The sequence below is a fragment of the Microbacterium sp. AK031 genome, from assembly GCF_024807145.1.
Taxonomy (GTDB): Bacteria; Actinomycetota; Actinomycetes; order Actinomycetales; family Microbacteriaceae; genus Microbacterium.
In genome coordinates this window covers 65,641-82,832 of record NZ_JANUCA010000005.1, presented here as the reverse complement: position 1 = coordinate 82,832, position 17,192 = coordinate 65,641, and the positions used below count along the sequence as shown (strand labels likewise).

Below are 17,192 nucleotides of genomic sequence, written 5' to 3'. Positions count from 1 at the left end.
GCCGATCCTGCATCGGCGCGCGGGATGAGACGGTTCGCAGTAGCGGGCAGCGTCGTCGGACTCTTTCTGATCATGATGATCGCGGCCTCTGTCCAGGGCACGCCGTCGATCGAACCCGCGCCTTCCGAGCCGCGCGGCGGGGCATCGATGCCACCGATGATTCAAGAGACTCCGATGCCGGGCATGACGCCGATACCGGAGAATCCGGAGTCTGAGATCATCGGCGCGGTCATCGGAGTCATATTCCTCGTACTCGGTGTGATCGCGCTGATCCTCGTCCTGCTGCTCGTTCTGCGTGCCTTGGTGAGGGCGTGGCATGATCGTCCGCTGCGCACGCAGGAGGGAGTCGCCACGAGCTTCGATCTGCAGGAGCAGGGTGCTGCCGACCCCGAGTCCGACGTCTCGGCGCCGGTCATCCGTCGTGGCCTCCAGGGTGCGCTGCGCACGATAGAGGAGCGACCCATCCCCGGGGACGCGATCATCGCGGCGTGGGTGGGTCTTGAGGAGAGCGCGATGGATGCCGGATTGATTCGCGGCATGAGTGAGACGCCTTCGGAGTTCGCCTTGCGCATCATCACCCGACGTTCCGGGATATCGGAAGCTGCGCGCGACCTGCTCGCACTCTACGAACGTGTGCGCTTCGGAGGGCACGTCGCCGACGAACGCGATCGCGATATTGCGCGGCGGGCGCTGCAGCACATCGAGGAGGGGTGGCGATGACCCGCACACGGATGATCGTCGCAGCGGTTGCCGGTGCGTGCGCTGTGCTCGTCTTCACCTTGATCGGCGTCGAGCCCGCCTTCGCGATCGCGTGGGGTGTGCTTGCCGGCATTTTAGTGCTGTGCACCCAGCTGGTCATGCCGGACGATCCGCGAATGGATGCCCCTCGGATCGAAGCCGGACCGGAACGTCGCGGGACGGACATCTCCAGGATGGCGTGGGCGCTGAACCCGAGTACCGGTATGGCGGGGGAGCTCATCACCCGCCGAGTGCGCGCGATCCTCTCCCATCGCTTGCAGCGCCATGGCGTCGACGTGAGTGACCCGACGCACGCCGACCGGATCGAAGCGCTCACAGGCGCAGGGACATGGCAGCGGTTGGCGGGGCGCGGCACCACACGCAGAGAGCTCGAACAAGCACTCGCTGCCATCGACAGGCTTTCGCCGACGAGTCCGGCACCGAACAGCCTTCCGCCGAACAGTCATCCGAACAAGGAGAAGCAATGAGGCCCGAGATGCAGACGACATCGATCGCCGAGACCGGAGCTCGGATTCTTGCCGCCGTGCGCACAGTGGTCGTCGGAATGGACGATCCCGTGGAGATCGCCCTTGCGACGATCCTCGCCGGTGGTCATGTGCTCTTCGAAGATGTACCGGGCCTGGGTAAGACTCTCGCCGCGCGCAGCCTGGCGGCAGCCCTCGGATTGGAGTTCCGTCGCCTGCAATGCACGCCTGACATGTTGCCGGGGGACGTGACCGGATCCTACGTGTACGAACCGGACACGGGAGAGTTCGTGTTTCGTCCTGGCCCCATCTTCACCGGGCTGCTGCTGGCTGACGAGATCAACCGCACCACTCCCAAGACGCAGTCGGCGATGCTCGAGGCGATGGCCGAACGCCAGGTCACCGTCGAGGGCAACAGCTTCCCGCTCGCGGCGCCGTTCCACGTGATCGCCACCTCCAACCCGATCGAGTACGAAGGCACGTACGCGCTGCCGGAAGCGCAGCTCGACCGTTTCATGGTGCGACTCTCCGTCGGTTATCCCGAAGCATCAGGCGAGGCGCAGATCCTCCTGAACCGAGTACTCCGTCAGCAGGAGGCGACACATGTCGACCCGGTTCTGAAGGCGTCGTTGCTCCTCGAGCTGCAGCAGGCCGTCGAAGCCATCCATGTCGATCCTGACATCGCCCGCTACTGCGTCGATATCGCGCGAGCCACGCGGAACGCCCAGCACGTCTCGGTCGGATCCTCACCACGCGGCTCTCTCGCTCTGATGCTTCTCGGCCGGGCACTCGCAGCTCTCGACGGACGCGAGTTCGTGCGCCCCGACGACATCAAGCGGATCGCGGTGCCCGTTCTCGCGCATCGTCTGACACTGACACCCCAGGCGTGGGCACAGGGGATAGATGCCGCGCATGTCGTCTCCGGCGTTGTCAGCAAGGTACCGGTGCCGCCGACGGTGGGTGCATCGGTGTGACGGTCAAGACCGCCCGCCGCCGCGCAGGACCTGCGGTCGTGCTCGGATTCATCGGCGCCGCCGTGCTCGCCGGAGCCGGGCTGCTCGGATCGCGACCGGACATCGTGGCGATGGGTGTACCGCTTGCGCTGCTCACCGTCGCCGCGCTGCAGCGTCGCGACGTCGATGATGTGGCTGTCGTCGAGCTGACGCCGATACCGGCCGGGGCGGAGGGCACCGTCCACACGGAGGTCACCGTCACCGGCGATGCGGAGGCCGCTGAGCTGGTCATCGTCCAGTCAGGGCGACGCAATCGCCGACTGCTCGTTCCGGTGAACGCCGCGCCGATCATCTCCATCAGCCGCACGCTTCACTCGGGGCCGGTCACAGCGGTGAAGGCATCCGTGCGCGGCTTCTCCGAAGATGCGGCAGCACTCGGCGCTGCGTCCCCGGTCGTCGAGGCCGTGCGCAACATCGCGGCGACGCCTCACCCTCTGCCCGCTCTGCCGCTATCGTCGCGACTCACAGGCCTGCACGGCAATCACGAGGGGCGGCGTCAGGGGCAGGGGGGCGACTTCCGCGACATCCACCAGTTCGTCCCTGGTGATGAGCTGCGACGAGTGGACTGGCGCGCGACCGCACGCATGGCGCGTCGTCCAGGCGACCTGCTCGTGCGGCGCACGAACGCCATGAGCGATGCGTCCGTCGTCATCGCCATGGACACCGCCGACGAACTCGGAACGGTCGTCGCGACATGGGGGAGCGGCGACTTCGAGCGCAGCGGTGCGACGTCGCTCGATCTCGCCCGTCAGGCGGCGAGATCCATTGCCGCGGCGGCCATCGACGCCGGTGATCGGGTAGCGCTGCACGTGCTCGTGCATGGCGGTCGCTCCATTCGAAGCGGCGCAGGCACCCGTCACCTGGCGAGGGTGGATGCGGCGATCGCAGCGACCGGGCAGACCGGCGAGGACGTGCCGTTCAGTCGCACGCCGCCCGTGCCGCACGGATCCGCCATCTTCGTGCTGTCCACGTTCTTCGACGGCGCGGCATCCGATATCGCGCTGACATGGCGGGCCTCGGGGCACCGGGTCGTCGCGGTCGACGTCCTTCCCGAGCTCGACCGCACGCGGCTGACCATGGAACAGCAGTTGGCCCTGCGCACTGTGCTCGCCGAACGAGAGGATGTGCTGCACGATCTCGCCGGCGCGGGGATCGACACCGTCCCATGGCGTGGGGATGTCGCTGCAGCTATGCGCGGAACAGCGAGGTCGAGGCGATGAGCGGCGGCCCCATGCGGAGGAACGACTGGATCCGCACCGATGCGTCTGCGCCTGCGGTGGTGCTGCGCCTGGGGTTCATCGCATTCGTCGCGATCGCTGCACTGATGCTGATCCCCGTGGTCGGGTGGCAGATCGCCGCCGTGGCGACCGCCGTGCTCGGCGTCCTCCTGCCCCAGATATTCGGAGGCTGGTTCGCCATCGGCTGCCTTGCGGTGGGCATGCTGATTTCTGAACCGAGCATCTGGCGGGCGCTGGTCGCAGTATTCGTCGTCCACGTCATCCATGCCTTCTCCTCGCTTCTGTTCGTCATCTCGTGGCAGGGGCGTGTCGTGCTCGCCGCGCTGCGGCCGACGCTTCGGCGTCTGCTGATGGTCCAGCTCGTCGCTCAGCCGCTGACGCTGCTCGTCATGGTGCTGTTCCTCCCCGGGGGTCCGGCTTCCGGCGGAGTCACCGTCGAAGGCGCGGCGATCGCTGGCGCGATCGCGCTGGCGGTGTTCGTGGTGCTGTTCCTGCTGCGGATGAAGCGCGGGTGAGACCCGCGGGAGAGCGTTCCTGAACGTGGATGCAGAGCCGATGTCTGTGGCCCCTCGTAGACTTGTCCGGTGCCCATTGTCCCCGTAGCAACCCCCAGCAAACTCAGTGTTCGCGGCGCTCGCGTGCACAATCTCAAGAACGTCGACATCGACATCCCCCGCGATTCGATGGTCGTGTTCACCGGCCTGTCCGGATCCGGAAAGTCCAGCCTCGCGTTCGACACGATCTTCGCCGAAGGTCAGCGTCGCTACGTCGAGTCGCTGAGCGCCTATGCACGTCAGTTCCTCGGTCAGGTGGATCGTCCCGACGTCGACTTCATCGAAGGGCTGAGCCCTGCGGTCTCGATCGATCAGAAGTCGACGAACCGCAACCCGCGCTCGACCGTCGGCACGATCACCGAGATCTATGACTACATGCGTCTGCTGTGGGCGCGCATCGGCATCCCGCACTGTCCTGAGTGCGGGGAGAAGATCCAGCGGCAGACCGTGCAGCAGATCGCCGATCAGCTCGTGGAACTGCCCGAGCGCACCCGGTATCAGATCGTCGCTCCGATCGTCTCCCAGAAGAAGGGCGAGTTCGTCGATCTGTTCCGCGAACTCGGCGCCAAGGGGTACTCGCGCGCGATCGTCGACGGAGACCTCATCCAGCTCGCCGAGCCGCCGACGCTCAAGAAGAGTTACAAGCACGACATCGCGGTCGTGGTCGACCGGCTCGTGGCATCCGACGACATCCTGGGGCGCGTCACAGACTCGGTGGAGACCGCACTCGGGCTCGCCGGGGGCGTCGTGCAGGTCAACTTCGTGGATGAAGAGGGCGACGACGCGTGGCAGTCGTACTCCGAGAAGCTGGCATGCCCCAACGGGCATGCGATCACGCTGACCGAGATCGAGCCCCGCACCTTCTCGTTCAACGCGCCGTTCGGCGCCTGCCCGACATGCTCCGGTCTCGGCACGCGCATGTCAGTCGACGTCGACCTGATGCTCGACGATGAGGAGCTCTCGATCCGCGAGGGCGCCATCATCCCGTGGACGACGCAGGGCAAGGGACTCTTCCAGTACTACGAGCGGTTGCTCGAAGGACTCGCACGCGACCTCAACTTCGACCTCGACACCCCGTGGAAAGACCTGCGTGTCGACGTGCAGGACGCGATCCTGCGAGGGGACAACTACAAGGTCACGGTCAAGTGGAAGAACCGCTACGGCCGTGAGATGCGGTACGCCTCCGGCTTCGAGGGCGTCGTGCCCTACATCGAGCGTCAGTACGCCCAGGCCGAGAGCGACAATCAGCGTGCGCGCTGGGCCGAGTATCTCCGTGAAGTGCCGTGTCCCGCGTGCGACGGCAACCGCCTCAAGCCCGAGGTGCTCGCGGTCAAGGTGCACGGGCACTCGATCGCCGAGGTCTCGCACCTCAGCCTCGCCGATGCCCGTGGCTTCATGGAGACGCTGACGCTGACCGAGCGCGAGGCGAAGATCGCGGCACAGGTGCTGCGTGAGATCCGCCTGCGCCTCGACTTCCTGCTCCAGGTCGGTCTTGCATATCTGAACCTCAGCCGTGCGGCGGGCTCGCTCTCCGGTGGCGAGGCGCAGCGCATCCGTCTCGCGACCCAGATCGGGTCGGGGCTCACTGGCGTGCTCTACGTGCTCGATGAGCCGTCGATCGGTCTGCACCAGAGGGACAACCGACGCCTGATCGAGACGTTGCAGACGCTGCGCGACCTCGGTAACACGTTGATCGTCGTCGAACACGACGAGGAGACGATCGAGGCCGCCGACTGGGTCGTCGACATCGGACCCGGTGCCGGAGTCAACGGCGGTGCCGTCGTGCACTCTGGGCCGTACTCGGCGCTGCTCACAGAGACAGAATCGATGACCGCCGACTATCTCGCAGGCCGTCGCGAGATCCCGATGCCGAAGAAGCGTCGCAAGATCGACAAGAAGCGGATGCTGAGCGTCGTCGGCGCTCGCGCGAACAACCTCAAGAACGTCACGGCGGAGTTCCCGCTCGGTGTGCTCACCGCCGTCACCGGCGTGAGCGGCTCCGGCAAGTCGTCGCTGGTCAACGACATCCTCTACCGGGTGCTCGCATCCAAGCTCAACGGCGCACGTACGCTCGCGGGCAAGCACACCCGCGTCACCGGTCTCGACAACCTCGACAAGGTGGTGCACGTCGATCAGGCGCCGATCGGCCGCACACCGCGCTCGAACCCCGCGACCTACACAGGCGTCTTCGACCGCATCCGAACGCTGTTCAGCGAGACGCCGGAGGCGAAGGTGCGCGGCTACCAGCCCGGCCGATTCAGCTTCAACGTCAAGGGGGGTCGCTGCGACGCATGCTCCGGTGACGGCACGATCAAGATCGAGATGAACTTCCTACCCGACGTGTACGTCGACTGCGAGGTCTGTCACGGCAAGCGATACAACCGAGACACTCTCGCGGTGCACTACAAGGGCAAGAACATCGCCGAAGTGCTCGAGATGCCGATCGTGGAGGCTGCGGAGTTCTTCGAGCCGATCCAGGCGATCCACCGGTACATGAAGACGCTCGTCGACGTCGGCCTCGGCTACGTGCGACTCGGCCAGTCGGCCACGACGCTCTCCGGCGGTGAGGCGCAGCGCGTCAAGCTCGCCACCGAGCTTCAGCGTCGCAGCAACGGCCGAAGCATCTACGTGCTCGACGAGCCGACTACGGGTCTGCACTTCGAAGACGTCCGAAAGCTCCTCGAGGTGCTGAACGGGCTGGTCGACAAGGGCAACACCGTGATCGTGATCGAGCACAACCTCGACGTCATCAAGTCGGCGGACTGGGTGATCGACCTCGGTCCCGAGGGTGGCTCCGGCGGCGGCGAGATCCTCGCCACCGGCACACCCGAGCAGATCGCGCGCGTGGAGGAGAGCCACACCGGCATGTTCCTCGGTGAGATCCTCGGCGCAGGACGCGGGGCGCGGAAGGCCAGTTGATGGCCGACGTCCTTCCGTACAAACCGTCGCAGGGCGAGATCCCGACCGACCCGGGGGTGTATCGCTTCCGGGACGCCGAGGGGCGCGTGCTCTACGTCGGCAAGGCGAAGAACCTGCGTCAGCGGCTGTCCAACTACTTCGCGCCGCTGCGTACCCTGCACGAGCGCACCAGGCGGATGGTCACCACCGCGTCTTCGGTGGAATGGACGGTCGTCCCGACCGACGTCGACTCGCTGCAGCTCGAGTACATGTGGATCAAGGAATACGATCCGCCGTTCAACGTGCGCTACAAGGACGACAAGTCGTACCCGTTCATGGCGGTGACGCTGGGGGATGAGGCGCCGCGCGTGCTCGTCACGCGCAATCGCAAGATCCCTCGGGCACGCTATTTCGGTCCTTATCCGAAGGTCTGGGCGGTCCACGAGACCATCGACCTGATGATCAAGGCCTTTCCGATCCGCACCTGCAGCGATGCGAGCTACAAGCGCGCGATGGCAACAGGGCGCCCGTGCTTCCCCGGCCAGATCGGCAAGTGCGGTGGGCCGTGCTCGATGAAGGTGACGATCGAAGAGCATCGGGCCATGGTCGACGATTTCGTCGCGTTCATGGCCGGCGGCGACGAGCGCTTCACGAAGGAGCTCACGAAGCGGATGCTGTCGGCCTCCGCCGCGATGGATTACGAGGCCGCCGCGAAGTATCGCGACCAGCTCGCATCGATCGAGGCGGTGCTCGGCAAGAGCTCGCTGGTGCTGCCGTCCGACGAGGACGCCGATCTGTTCGGCATCGCGGAGGATGAGCTCGCCGCGGCGGTGCAGCATTTCGTGATCCGCGGAGGGCGCGTGCGCGGTGTACGCGCCACGACGATCGAGAAGGAGATCGACATCTCGGGGGCCGAGCTCGTCGAGCAGGTGCTGCAGCGCACTTACGGCGAAGGGGTGCACGTGCCTCGGCGCATCCTGGTGCCATCGCTTCCCGATGACGCTGCCGAGCTCGAGGAGTGGCTACGCGAGCGACGTGGGCGCAGGGTGGAGATCGCCGTCGCACAGCGCGGACAGCGTGCGGAGCTGATGCGAAATGCAACGCTGAATGCGACGCAGGCACTCATCCGTCACAAGACGCGTCGCACCAGCGATTACGTCGCGCGCACGCAGGCGCTCACCGATCTGCAGGAGGCACTCGATCTCGAGACCGCCCCGCTGCGTATCGAGTGCTTCGACATCTCGCATCTGGGTGGCACGAACGTCGTCGCTTCGATGGTGGTGTTCGAAGACGGCCTGCCGCGCAAAGACCAGTACCGTTCATTCAACATCGCCGAGACCACCGATGACACCGACTCGATGTATCAGGTGCTCATGCGTCGCCTGGCGTATCTGGATCGCCCTGAGGAGTCAGACGCCGCGCTCGTCGAAGCGTCGACAGCCTCGGTGATCGAGACGTCCGGGCCCGAGGTCCTCACGGATCCGCTCGCCGTCGACGGCGAAGTGGTGACCGTCCGCAAGAAGCCGCGCTTCTCCTACCCGCCCCAACTGCTGCTTGTCGACGGGGGCAAGCCGCAGGTCGAGGCTGCGGCGCGTGCACTGCGCGACGCCGGTCACACCGAGATCGGGCTGTGCGGCATCGCCAAGCGACTGGAGGAGGTGTGGCTGCCTGGAGAGGATTTCCCGGTCATCCTGCCGCGTACGAGCGAGGCGCTCTACCTGCTGCAGCGGCTGCGTGACGAGGCGCACCGGTTCGCCATCATCCATCAGCGCAAGCGCCGCAAGCGCGACATCACAACCGTGCTGGAAGAGGTTCCGGGTCTCGGCGCATCCCGCATCAAGGTGCTGCTGAAGCATTTCGGATCGGTGACGGCGCTGCGCGGTGCGACGTCCGATGAGATTCAGCAGGTGCAGGGCATCGGCCCCGCGCTCGCCCGGAGCATCCATACACACCTCGCGACTCGATAGGCTGGTCTCCACAGGGAGAGGAAGTGTCGATGGCCGTCGAGGAGAAGAACGAGTTCCTCATCGTCACCGGCATGTCCGGTGCGGGGCGCTCCACCGTTGCGAACGCGCTGGAGGATCTCGGCTGGTATGTCGTGGACAACCTCCCGCCGCAGATGCTGCGCCCATTGCTGGACCTGACCGACCTCGGTGGGGGAGCACTGCCCAAGGTCGCAGCCGTCGTCGACGTCCGCGGTCGCAATCTGTTCAACGACTTCCCCGAGGTGGCACGCGCACTGCGTTCGCGCGGCAGCGTCCGCGTCGTCTTCCTCGATGCGTCCGACGATGTTCTGGTTCGTCGGTTCGAGTCTGTCAGACGCCCTCACCCGCTGCAGGAAGACGGCACTCTGCTTGACGGCATCCGGCTCGAGCGATCGCGTCTGACCCTGGTGCGCGAAGCGGCGGACATCGTCATCGACACGTCATCGCTGAACATCCATCAGCTCGCAACCCAGGTGTTCGAGGCTTTCTCCGACGAAGGAGCGGCTCGGCATCGACTGACGATCCTGAGCTTCGGCTTCAAATACGGTCTGCCCACCGACGTCGACCTCGTGGCCGACATGCGCTTCCTGCCGAATCCGTTCTGGAACGACGATCTACGCGGTCTCACCGGCCAAGATGCGCCTGTTCGCGACTATGTGCTCTCTCGGGAGGGGGCAACCGAGTTCCTGGATGCGTACGCCACAGCGCTCGTGCCGGTACTCGAGGGATACCAGCGCGAGAACAAGGGTCATTCCACGGTCGCGATCGGCTGCACCGGCGGCAAGCACCGTTCGGTGGCCACGGCGGAAGAGCTCGCGAAACGTCTCTCCTCGATTCCCGGTGTCGCGATCAATGTCCGCCACCGAGACCTCGGCCGCGAATAGAACGGCGCGGCGCCCGGTAAACTGTTCCTTTGCGTCGCGATCCGACGTATGACGCTTTACAAGGAGTCCCGTGGCACTAACCACCGACGTCAAGGCTGAACTCGTCAGCATCCGCAACGCACCCCCGACGGTTCGCGTCGCGGAGGTCACCGCGATCCTCCGGTTCGCCGGCGGACTCCACTCGATCGCCGGTCGAGTCGCGGTCGAGGCGGAAGTGGATGCCGATCTGCTGGCGCGTCGTGTCGCGCGCGATCTCGCGGAGATCTACGGCGTTCGCCCGGAGATCGCCCAGGTGCAGTCCGCGAGCTCGCACGATGGGGCACGCTACGCGGTGCGTGTGATCGCAGCGGGAGAGACCCTTGCACGTCAGACCGGTCTGCTCGATCAGCGACGCCGTCCGGTGCGCGGACTCCCGAACAGGCTCACGACCGGGTCCCGCGAGGAGATCGCGGGTCTCTGGCGTGGTGCATTCCTCGCCGCCGGTTCGCTCTCAGAGCCGGGACGCTCCGCCATGCTCGAGGTCTCCTGCCCGACTTCCGAGGCCGCGATGGCGCTCGTCGGCGCAGCTCACCGGCTCGGTGTGGCGGCCAAGGCCCGTGAGGTGCGTGGCCTGCCGCGCGTCGTCGTGCGTGAGGGCGAGGCGATCCGTTCGATCCTCAGCCAGATGGGTGCGCAGAAGACCGCAGCCGCATGGGAGGAGATGCGTCAGCGCCGCGAGGTGCGCGCCGGCGTCAATCGACTTGTGAACTTCGACGACGCGAACCTGCGTCGTTCCGCTCAGGCGGCCGTCGCAGCGTGCGCTCGCGTCGAGCGCGCGCTCGAGATCCTCGCCGAGGATGTGCCGGACCATCTGCGCATCGCCGGTGAACTGCGTCTTGCGCACCGCGACGCGAGCCTCGACGAACTCGGTCACCACGCCGACCCGCCGCTCACGAAGGACGCCGTGGCCGGACGCATCCGCCGGCTCCTGGCCATGGCGGATAAGCGTGCGCAGCAAGAGGGCATCCCCAGCACGGAGGACGCCGTGCCCGCTGGGCTCGACGTCTGATCCGCAGCGCGATCTGGCGAGTTTCCTCGTCATGTGCGGAAGGATCCGTACCGGGCTGTCGTTCACGTCAGTAGGATGAAAAAGTCTGCTCCGCACCGCAAACGGGTGGTGTGGAGGACCGACAAGCGCCGCGGCGCGGCGCGGATTGGATGAAAGCGACATGGCGATCTACACGCTCCCCGACCTTCCCTACGACTTCGCAGCTCTTGAGCCGCACATCAGCGGAAAGATCATGGAACTGCACCATGACAAGCATCACCAGGCGTATGTCACCGGCGCGAACGCAGCGCTCGAGGGTCTCGCCGAGGCCCGCGACAGTGGCAACCTCGCGAACGTGAACAAGCTCGAGAAGGACCTCGCGTTCAACCTCGGCGGCCACGTCAACCACTCCATCTTCTGGACCAACCTCTCCCCGAACGGCGGAGGTCAGCCGGAAGGCGAGCTGAAGGCCGCGATCGACGAGTTCTTCGGGTCCTTCGAGAAGTTCCAGGCGCACTTCACCGCCACCGCAATGGGCATTCAGGGCTCTGGCTGGTCCGTGCTCAGCTGGGACTCGATCGGACAGCGTCTGATCATCCAGCAGCTGTTCGACCAGCAGTCCAACTCGGCGCAGGGCACGATTCCGCTGTTCCAGCTCGACATGTGGGAGCACGCTTTCTACCTCGACTATCTCAACGTGAAGGCCGACTACGTCAAGGCCGCGTGGAACATCGCCAACTGGGAGAACGTGGCTCAGCGCCTCGACGTCGCCCGTAAGCAGACGAACGGCCTGCTGGTACTGTCGTAATCAAGACGGGCGTCCCGACGGACAACAGCCCGTCGGGACGCCGTCGTCCACGAATTCTCTATTGAAAACGCGCGAGAGCGCACGAGAAACAGGAGACCTGAGTGTCTGTAAAGATCGGCATCAACGGCTTCGGCCGTATCGGACGCAACTACTTCCGCGCAGCTCTTGCGCAGGGAGCAGACCTTGAGATCGTCGCGGTCAATGACCTCACCGACAACAAGTCGCTTGCGCACCTGCTGAAGTACGACTCTGTGGGCGGCGTCCTGGATGCCGACATCAGCTTCGACGACGAGAGCATCACGGTCAACGGCAAGCAGATCAAGGCGTTCGCCGAGCGGGACCCCGCCAACCTCCCCTGGGGTGAGCTGGGTGTCGACATCGTCATCGAATCGACCGGCTTCTTCACCAAGGCCGACCTCGCCAAGAAGCACATCGACGCCGGCGCGAAGAAGGTCCTCATCTCGGCTCCGGCCACCGGGGCTGACGGCACGTTCGTCATGGGCGTGAACGAGGAGACTTACGACCCGGCCAACCACCACATCATCTCCAACGCGTCGTGCACGACGAACGCGCTCGCCCCGCTCGCCAAGGTGTTCAACGACGCCTTCGGCATCGAGCGCGGCTTCATGATGACCGCGCACGCCTACACCGCCGACCAGAACCTTCAGGACGGCCCGCACAGCGACCTGCACCGCGCTCGCGCTGCGGCGATCAACATCGTCCCCGCCTCCACCGGTGCGGCGAAGGCCATCGGCCTGGTCCTCCCGGAGCTGGAGGGCAAGCTCAGCGGCTCTTCCTACCGCGTTCCGGTTCCCACTGGCTCCATCGTCGACCTGACGCTCGTCACCGAGCGCACCGACCTCACGGTCGATGAGATCAACGAGGCCTACCGCAAGGCGGCAGCCGAGGGAAGCCTCGTCGGCTACCTGCAGTTCAACGCGGACCCGATCGTCTCCAGTGACATCCAGCACAACGCGCACTCGTCGATCTTCGACTCGACGCTCACCAACGTCAGCGGAAACCTGGTCAAGGTCTCCAGCTGGTACGACAACGAGTGGGGCTACTCGAACCGTCTCGTCGACCTCACCGAGTACGTCGCAGAACGCATCTGAGTTCATCATGACTCTGCGCACCCTGGATTCGCTGGGTTCGCTCGAAGGCAAGCGCGTCATCGTCCGTTGTGACCTGAACGTCCCCCTGAAGGACGGCGTCATAACGGACGATGGGCGTGTGCGCGCTTCGTTGCCGACTCTCAACGCCCTGATCAATGCGGGTGCACGCGTGATCGTGTGCTCCCACCTCGGTCGCCCCGATGGGGCACCCGATCCGCAGTACAGCCTCGAGCCGGTCGCTCAGCGACTCTCAGAGCTGCTCGGCAAGCCTGTCGCGTTCGCACGCGACACCGTCGGTGAGTCGGCGAAGGAAGCTGTGGCGTCTCTTGAGGACGGGGGGATCGTCGTCCTCGAGAACCTGCGTTTCAACGCGGGGGAGACGGCAAAGGACGACGCGACGCGTCAGGCGTTCGCGGCAGAACTCGCGCAACTCGGCGATTCTCTCGTTTCCGACGGCTTCGGAGTCGTGCACCGCAAGCAGGCGAGCGTCTACGACCTCGCAGAGATCCTGCCGTCCGCGGCGGGGCTGCTGATCGCGACCGAGCTGGACGTGCTGGACCGCCTCACCGAGAACCCGGAGCGGCCGTACACGGTCGTCCTCGGCGGATCGAAGGTCAGTGACAAGCTCGGCGTGATCTCGCACCTGCTGCCACGCGTGGATCGGATCCTCGTCGGCGGCGGAATGCTGTTCACCTTCCTCAAGGCGCAGGGTCACTCCGTCGGCTCCAGTCTCCTCGAAGAGGACCAGCTCGAGACGGTGCGGGGCTACCTCGCGGAGGCCACCGAGCGCGGCGTCGAGATCGTTCTGCCGACCGACGTCGTCGTCGCCGATTCGTTCTCGGCGGATGCTGCGCACGAGGTGACCGCGGCAGATGCCATCGAGCAGACATCGTTCGGAGCATCCGGCATCGGGCTCGACATCGGACCCGACACCGCCCGCACGTTCGCGGAGGCCATCGGCAGCTCGAAGACGGTTTTCTGGAATGGTCCGATGGGCGTGTTCGAGTTCGCGGCCTTCGCCGCAGGCACCAAAGCCATCGCACAGGCGCTCACCGAGGTCGACGGCCTCGGAGTCGTCGGCGGCGGCGACTCAGCGGCTGCCGTGCGTCAGCTCGGTTTCGCTGATGACCAGTTCGGTCACATCTCGACGGGCGGAGGCGCAAGCCTTGAGTTCCTCGAGGGCAAGAAACTACCAGGCCTGGAGGTGCTCGGATGGGCATGACGACTCGTACCCCGCTGATCGCGGGCAACTGGAAGATGAATCTCGACCACCTGCAGGCTGTCGCGTTCGTGCAGAAGCTGCACTGGGCGCTCAAGGACGCCAAGCACGAGGACGGTTCTGTCGAGGTGGCGGTGTTCCCGCCTTTCACCGACATCCGCAGTGTGCAGACGCTGATCGACGCTGACAAGATCCCCTTCGCGCTCGGCGCGCAGGATGTCTCGGCGCACGACTCGGGCGCATACACCGGAGAGATCTCCGGTGCGTTCCTCGCGAAGCTCGACGCCAAGTACGTCATCATCGGCCACTCCGAGCGTCGCGAGTACCACGCCGAGTCCGACGACGTCGTGGCAGGCAAGGTGCAGGCCGCGCTCAAGCACGGTCTCGTGCCGGTGATCTGCGTAGGCGAGACCGCGGAGGACTTGGAGAAGTTCGGCGCGAGTGCCGTTCCGGCCGGTCAGCTGGAGGCGGCGTTGAAGGGTGTTCCGGCATCCGCGAATATCGTCGTCGCCTACGAGCCCGTGTGGGCCATCGGCTCAGGCCAGGCCGCAACTCCGCAGCAGGCGCAGGACGTCTGCGCCGCGTTGCGCGGTGTTCTGGCGAAGTCACTCGATGACGATGCGGCTGCCCGCACCCGCATCCTCTATGGCGGATCGGTGAAGGCGGCGAACATCGCCAGCTTCATGCGTGAGCCAGATGTCGACGGCGCGCTGGTCGGCGGAGCGAGCCTCGTCGTCGACGATTTCGCCGCGATCATCAGGTTCGAAAAGCACGTCGGAGTGTAATCAGTGACGGGGCTGCGGCCCCGTCACTGCGTATACTTGACCCTTATGGGCAGACAGCCCCTTTGAAAGGCTCTTCTTCGTGGCAATTCTTGAGTTCGTCCTTCAGGTCCTGCTGGGCATCACCAGCGTCCTGCTGACACTCCTCATCCTTCTCCACAAGGGTCGCGGTGGCGGCCTGTCCGACATGTTCGGCGGTGGGATGACCTCTGCGGTCGGCTCGTCCGGTCTCGCAGAGCGAAACCTCAACCGTTTCACCATCGTCCTTGCGCTCGTGTGGTTCATCTCCATCGTCGCGCTCGGACTCATCACGAAGCTCGAGGTGATCTGACCATGGCCAGTGGAGGAAACGCGATCCGCGGAACCCGTGTGGGCTCCGGCCCGATGGGTGAGCAGGACCACGGCTACCACGCCGACCGCATCGCTGTGTCGTACTGGGACGGGCTCGGCAACGAGACCGTCCGCTACTTCGCCGCAGGTCTCCCCGAAGAGGAGATCCCTGACACGATCGATCACCCGCAGTCCGGGCTCCCCGCCGGTCGCGACAAGGCGAACCCGCCGGCGCTGGCGAAGAACGAGCCGTACAAGACGCACCTCGCCTATGTGAAGGAACGTCGTACCGAGGACGAGGCATCGCAGCTTCTCGACGACGCGCTGACCCAGTTGCGCGAGCGCCGCGGGCAGGTCTGAGCTCACTCTCACTGGACTCTGACGAAACCGTCGCGACTCATCGGTCGCGGCGGTTTCGTCGTTGCCCCTCTACGTGCACGTTGGATTCAATCCGAGCAAGCCGACGCGCAGTGACTTTGTGGCTGCTGGTGACGCCCAAGTCCCCCCTTCTGCCTTCACGGTGATCACGGTGGTAGATCCCAGAAGGTTTGTGAGGAGCGACTCCAGCAGGCCCTTTGAGTACGTCACCGTGTACGAGTACTCGCCAGGAGACGTCGCCTCCAGCGTAGGAGTGACAGTTCCAAGAACCGTACCGAAGTACACACGCTGCATCATAGGCGGCGCGGTTGATTTCCATTTGATGGTCACCGTATCGAGTATCACTCCCACTGGGACGATTGCGACGGTCGTCAGCGTGCAGCTCGTTATCGTCGGAGCTGTTCGAAGATCCACGGCACTTATGGTCCCCCCAGCTCCGTACTGCGGCTTCGTCCACGCTGCCTCCGTCGGCGTGGTGCTCGCCGTTCCCACGGATAGCAGGGCGAGGATGCCGACCGCGGCGAGTCCCGCTCGGGTGCTTCTGCGTATCGTCATTGATGCGACTTCCGCCTCGCACCGATGACCAGTGCGGCGCCGAGGCCGACGAGTACGGCGGCGGGCGCTGCGAGGATTGTCCAGTAATTCTGTCCCCCTGTCGGCGCGAGGTCGTCTTCGCCGTTGATCGTCTCCTCGAACACGATCTGCCCGGCCGTGGCGCGCACCGTCATCGATGCGATCGCCGAGGGGACGTCCGCGTCCAGCACCGCTGTCAGACCGATGCGCAGATGTGCCGTCGCTGGTGTCGCTTCCGCAAGGAGCACATCCCAGCTGTCGTCGAGGGGGACCAGCGCTGCCTCGCGCAGAATCCGCTCCCCGCGCGCGCACTGCGATCCCGACCAAGCCACGCTGCAGACGCTCACCTCGGCGCGGAGCGAGAGCACGTCGGGGCCGCTTGCGGCGAGATCGATCGTCAGTTCACCGTCGTCGGGAGCAGCGCCGGCGTCCACATCGATATGCCAGTAGAGAGGCTCCACAGCATCCAGTGCATACGTCGCGGCCGTGTCGAGATCGGACTGCAGGGTGAGCAGATCAGTGGTCGCCTGCGCATGCGGAGGAGCCCAGGCCATCGCGCTGACTCCCAGCACCAGACCGGCCGTGGCCAATCCGGCGGCACGGCGTGCGGAGCGGGTCTGCGGTTCGTCTCCAGCGGGCGTGACCGGTACAGGACGTGGCTTCTTCGGCCAGAATGCCCAGGTGACCAGTACCGCCGCGCCGATCGTGATGCCGCCGAGGACGAAAGGGTTGCCGAACCAGACGATCACATTCGCGAGGTGCGGCACCGAGCCGCGAACGATGCGCACGTCCGTGACCGTATAAGGCACGGGATCATCGGTGTTGTTCGCGTCGCCGCGCATCGTGATCGTTCGCTTGTTCGCGGACGGTCCGTCGCCGATGCTTGTGATGCGGTGGGTGACGGGGAGATTATCCGTCCTGTCCACCGTCACGACATCGCCGATGGCCAGCTCAGATGCCGGGATCTCTTGAACCAGCGCCACGGATCCCGCGGGGATCGACGGTGACATCGACCCGGTCTTGAACATGATGAGCGAGTATCCACCGGTGAAGGCGAGGACGACGAGCACGATGCACGCGACGCCGCCGAGCGCGAGAACAGTGAGCACGACCTCACGGACCACTCGTCCGACGCGGACGGCGCCACTCGCGATCGTGTTCATGTGTT

16 protein-coding genes are annotated in these 17,192 nt (G+C 65.5%); 15 read left to right on the top strand and 1 reads right to left on the bottom strand.

Annotation, left to right across the window (positions count from 1 at the left end; all coding sequences use genetic code 11):
- Positions 1-24: 24 nt before the first annotated feature.
- The 15 genes from HDC95_RS10985 to HDC95_RS10915 all read left to right on the top strand — a co-directional run bounded on the left by HDC95_RS10985 (position 25) and on the right by HDC95_RS10915 (position 15,433).
- Positions 25-720, top strand: a complete 696-nt coding sequence (locus HDC95_RS10985) for a DUF4129 domain-containing protein (RefSeq protein WP_259063513.1) — start codon at positions 25-27, stop codon at positions 718-720.
- Positions 717-1,226, top strand: a complete 510-nt coding sequence (locus tag HDC95_RS10980) for a hypothetical protein (protein ID WP_259063512.1) — start codon at positions 717-719, stop codon at positions 1,224-1,226. Before HDC95_RS10985 ends, HDC95_RS10980 begins: the two co-directional genes overlap by 4 nt.
- Positions 1,223-2,197 carry a MoxR family ATPase gene (locus tag HDC95_RS10975; RefSeq protein ID WP_259063511.1) on the top strand — a complete coding sequence of 325 codons (975 nt, stop codon included), beginning with the start codon at positions 1,223-1,225 and terminating at the stop codon, positions 2,195-2,197. Before HDC95_RS10980 ends, HDC95_RS10975 begins: the two co-directional genes overlap by 4 nt.
- Positions 2,194-3,456 (top strand): DUF58 domain-containing protein, encoded by a 1,263-nt coding sequence (locus HDC95_RS10970; RefSeq protein WP_259063510.1) that lies wholly within the window; start codon positions 2,194-2,196, stop codon positions 3,454-3,456. Before HDC95_RS10975 ends, HDC95_RS10970 begins: the two co-directional genes overlap by 4 nt.
- Entirely contained in the window at positions 3,453-3,989 is a 537-nt protein-coding gene (locus tag HDC95_RS10965) for a hypothetical protein (RefSeq protein ID WP_259063509.1), read from the top strand. Before HDC95_RS10970 ends, HDC95_RS10965 begins: the two co-directional genes overlap by 4 nt.
- Positions 3,990-4,058: 69 nt before the next feature.
- Positions 4,059-6,947, top strand: a complete 2,889-nt coding sequence (gene uvrA, locus HDC95_RS10960; RefSeq protein WP_259063507.1) for an excinuclease ABC subunit UvrA — start codon at positions 4,059-4,061, stop codon at positions 6,945-6,947.
- On the top strand, positions 6,947-8,893 hold the full coding sequence (gene uvrC, locus HDC95_RS10955) for an excinuclease ABC subunit UvrC (RefSeq protein WP_259063505.1): 1,947 nt from the start codon (positions 6,947-6,949) through the stop codon (positions 8,891-8,893). Before uvrA ends, uvrC begins: the two co-directional genes overlap by 1 nt.
- 29 nt (positions 8,894-8,922) lie before the next feature.
- The gene (gene rapZ / locus HDC95_RS10950) at positions 8,923-9,795 is read left to right on the top strand and encodes an RNase adapter RapZ (RefSeq protein WP_259063503.1); all 873 of its coding nucleotides are present in this window, start codon (positions 8,923-8,925) and stop codon (positions 9,793-9,795) included.
- Positions 9,796-9,865: 70 nt separating this feature from the next.
- A complete protein-coding gene (gene whiA, locus HDC95_RS10945; RefSeq protein ID WP_259063502.1) occupies positions 9,866-10,843 on the top strand; it encodes a DNA-binding protein WhiA in 978 nt (325 codons plus the stop codon).
- Positions 10,844-11,003: 160 nt separating this feature from the next.
- A complete protein-coding gene (locus HDC95_RS10940) occupies positions 11,004-11,630 on the top strand; it encodes a superoxide dismutase (RefSeq protein ID WP_259063501.1) in 627 nt (208 codons plus the stop codon).
- A gap of 101 nt (positions 11,631-11,731) precedes the next feature.
- Positions 11,732-12,742: a type I glyceraldehyde-3-phosphate dehydrogenase gene (gene gap / locus HDC95_RS10935; RefSeq protein ID WP_259063500.1), complete on the top strand. Its 1,011-nt coding sequence runs from the start codon at positions 11,732-11,734 to the stop codon at positions 12,740-12,742.
- A gap of 7 nt (positions 12,743-12,749) precedes the next feature.
- On the top strand, positions 12,750-13,964 hold the full coding sequence (locus tag HDC95_RS10930; protein WP_259063499.1) for a phosphoglycerate kinase: 1,215 nt from the start codon (positions 12,750-12,752) through the stop codon (positions 13,962-13,964).
- Positions 13,955-14,746 carry a triose-phosphate isomerase gene (gene tpiA, locus HDC95_RS10925; RefSeq protein ID WP_259063498.1) on the top strand — a complete coding sequence of 264 codons (792 nt, stop codon included), beginning with the start codon at positions 13,955-13,957 and terminating at the stop codon, positions 14,744-14,746. Before HDC95_RS10930 ends, tpiA begins: the two co-directional genes overlap by 10 nt.
- A 79-nt stretch (positions 14,747-14,825) precedes the next feature.
- Complete coding sequence (gene secG / locus HDC95_RS10920) at positions 14,826-15,074, top strand: preprotein translocase subunit SecG (protein WP_033107536.1); 249 nt, start codon at positions 14,826-14,828, stop codon at positions 15,072-15,074.
- Between the two features lie 2 nt (positions 15,075-15,076).
- On the top strand, positions 15,077-15,433 hold the full coding sequence (locus HDC95_RS10915) for an RNA polymerase-binding protein RbpA (RefSeq protein ID WP_259063497.1): 357 nt from the start codon (positions 15,077-15,079) through the stop codon (positions 15,431-15,433).
- Between the two features lie 569 nt (positions 15,434-16,002).
- Here HDC95_RS10915 and HDC95_RS10910 read toward each other — a convergent pair.
- On the bottom strand, positions 16,003-17,187 hold the full coding sequence (locus tag HDC95_RS10910; protein ID WP_259063496.1) for a signal peptidase I: 1,185 nt from the start codon (positions 17,185-17,187) through the stop codon (positions 16,003-16,005).
- Positions 17,188-17,192 lie beyond the last annotated feature (5 nt).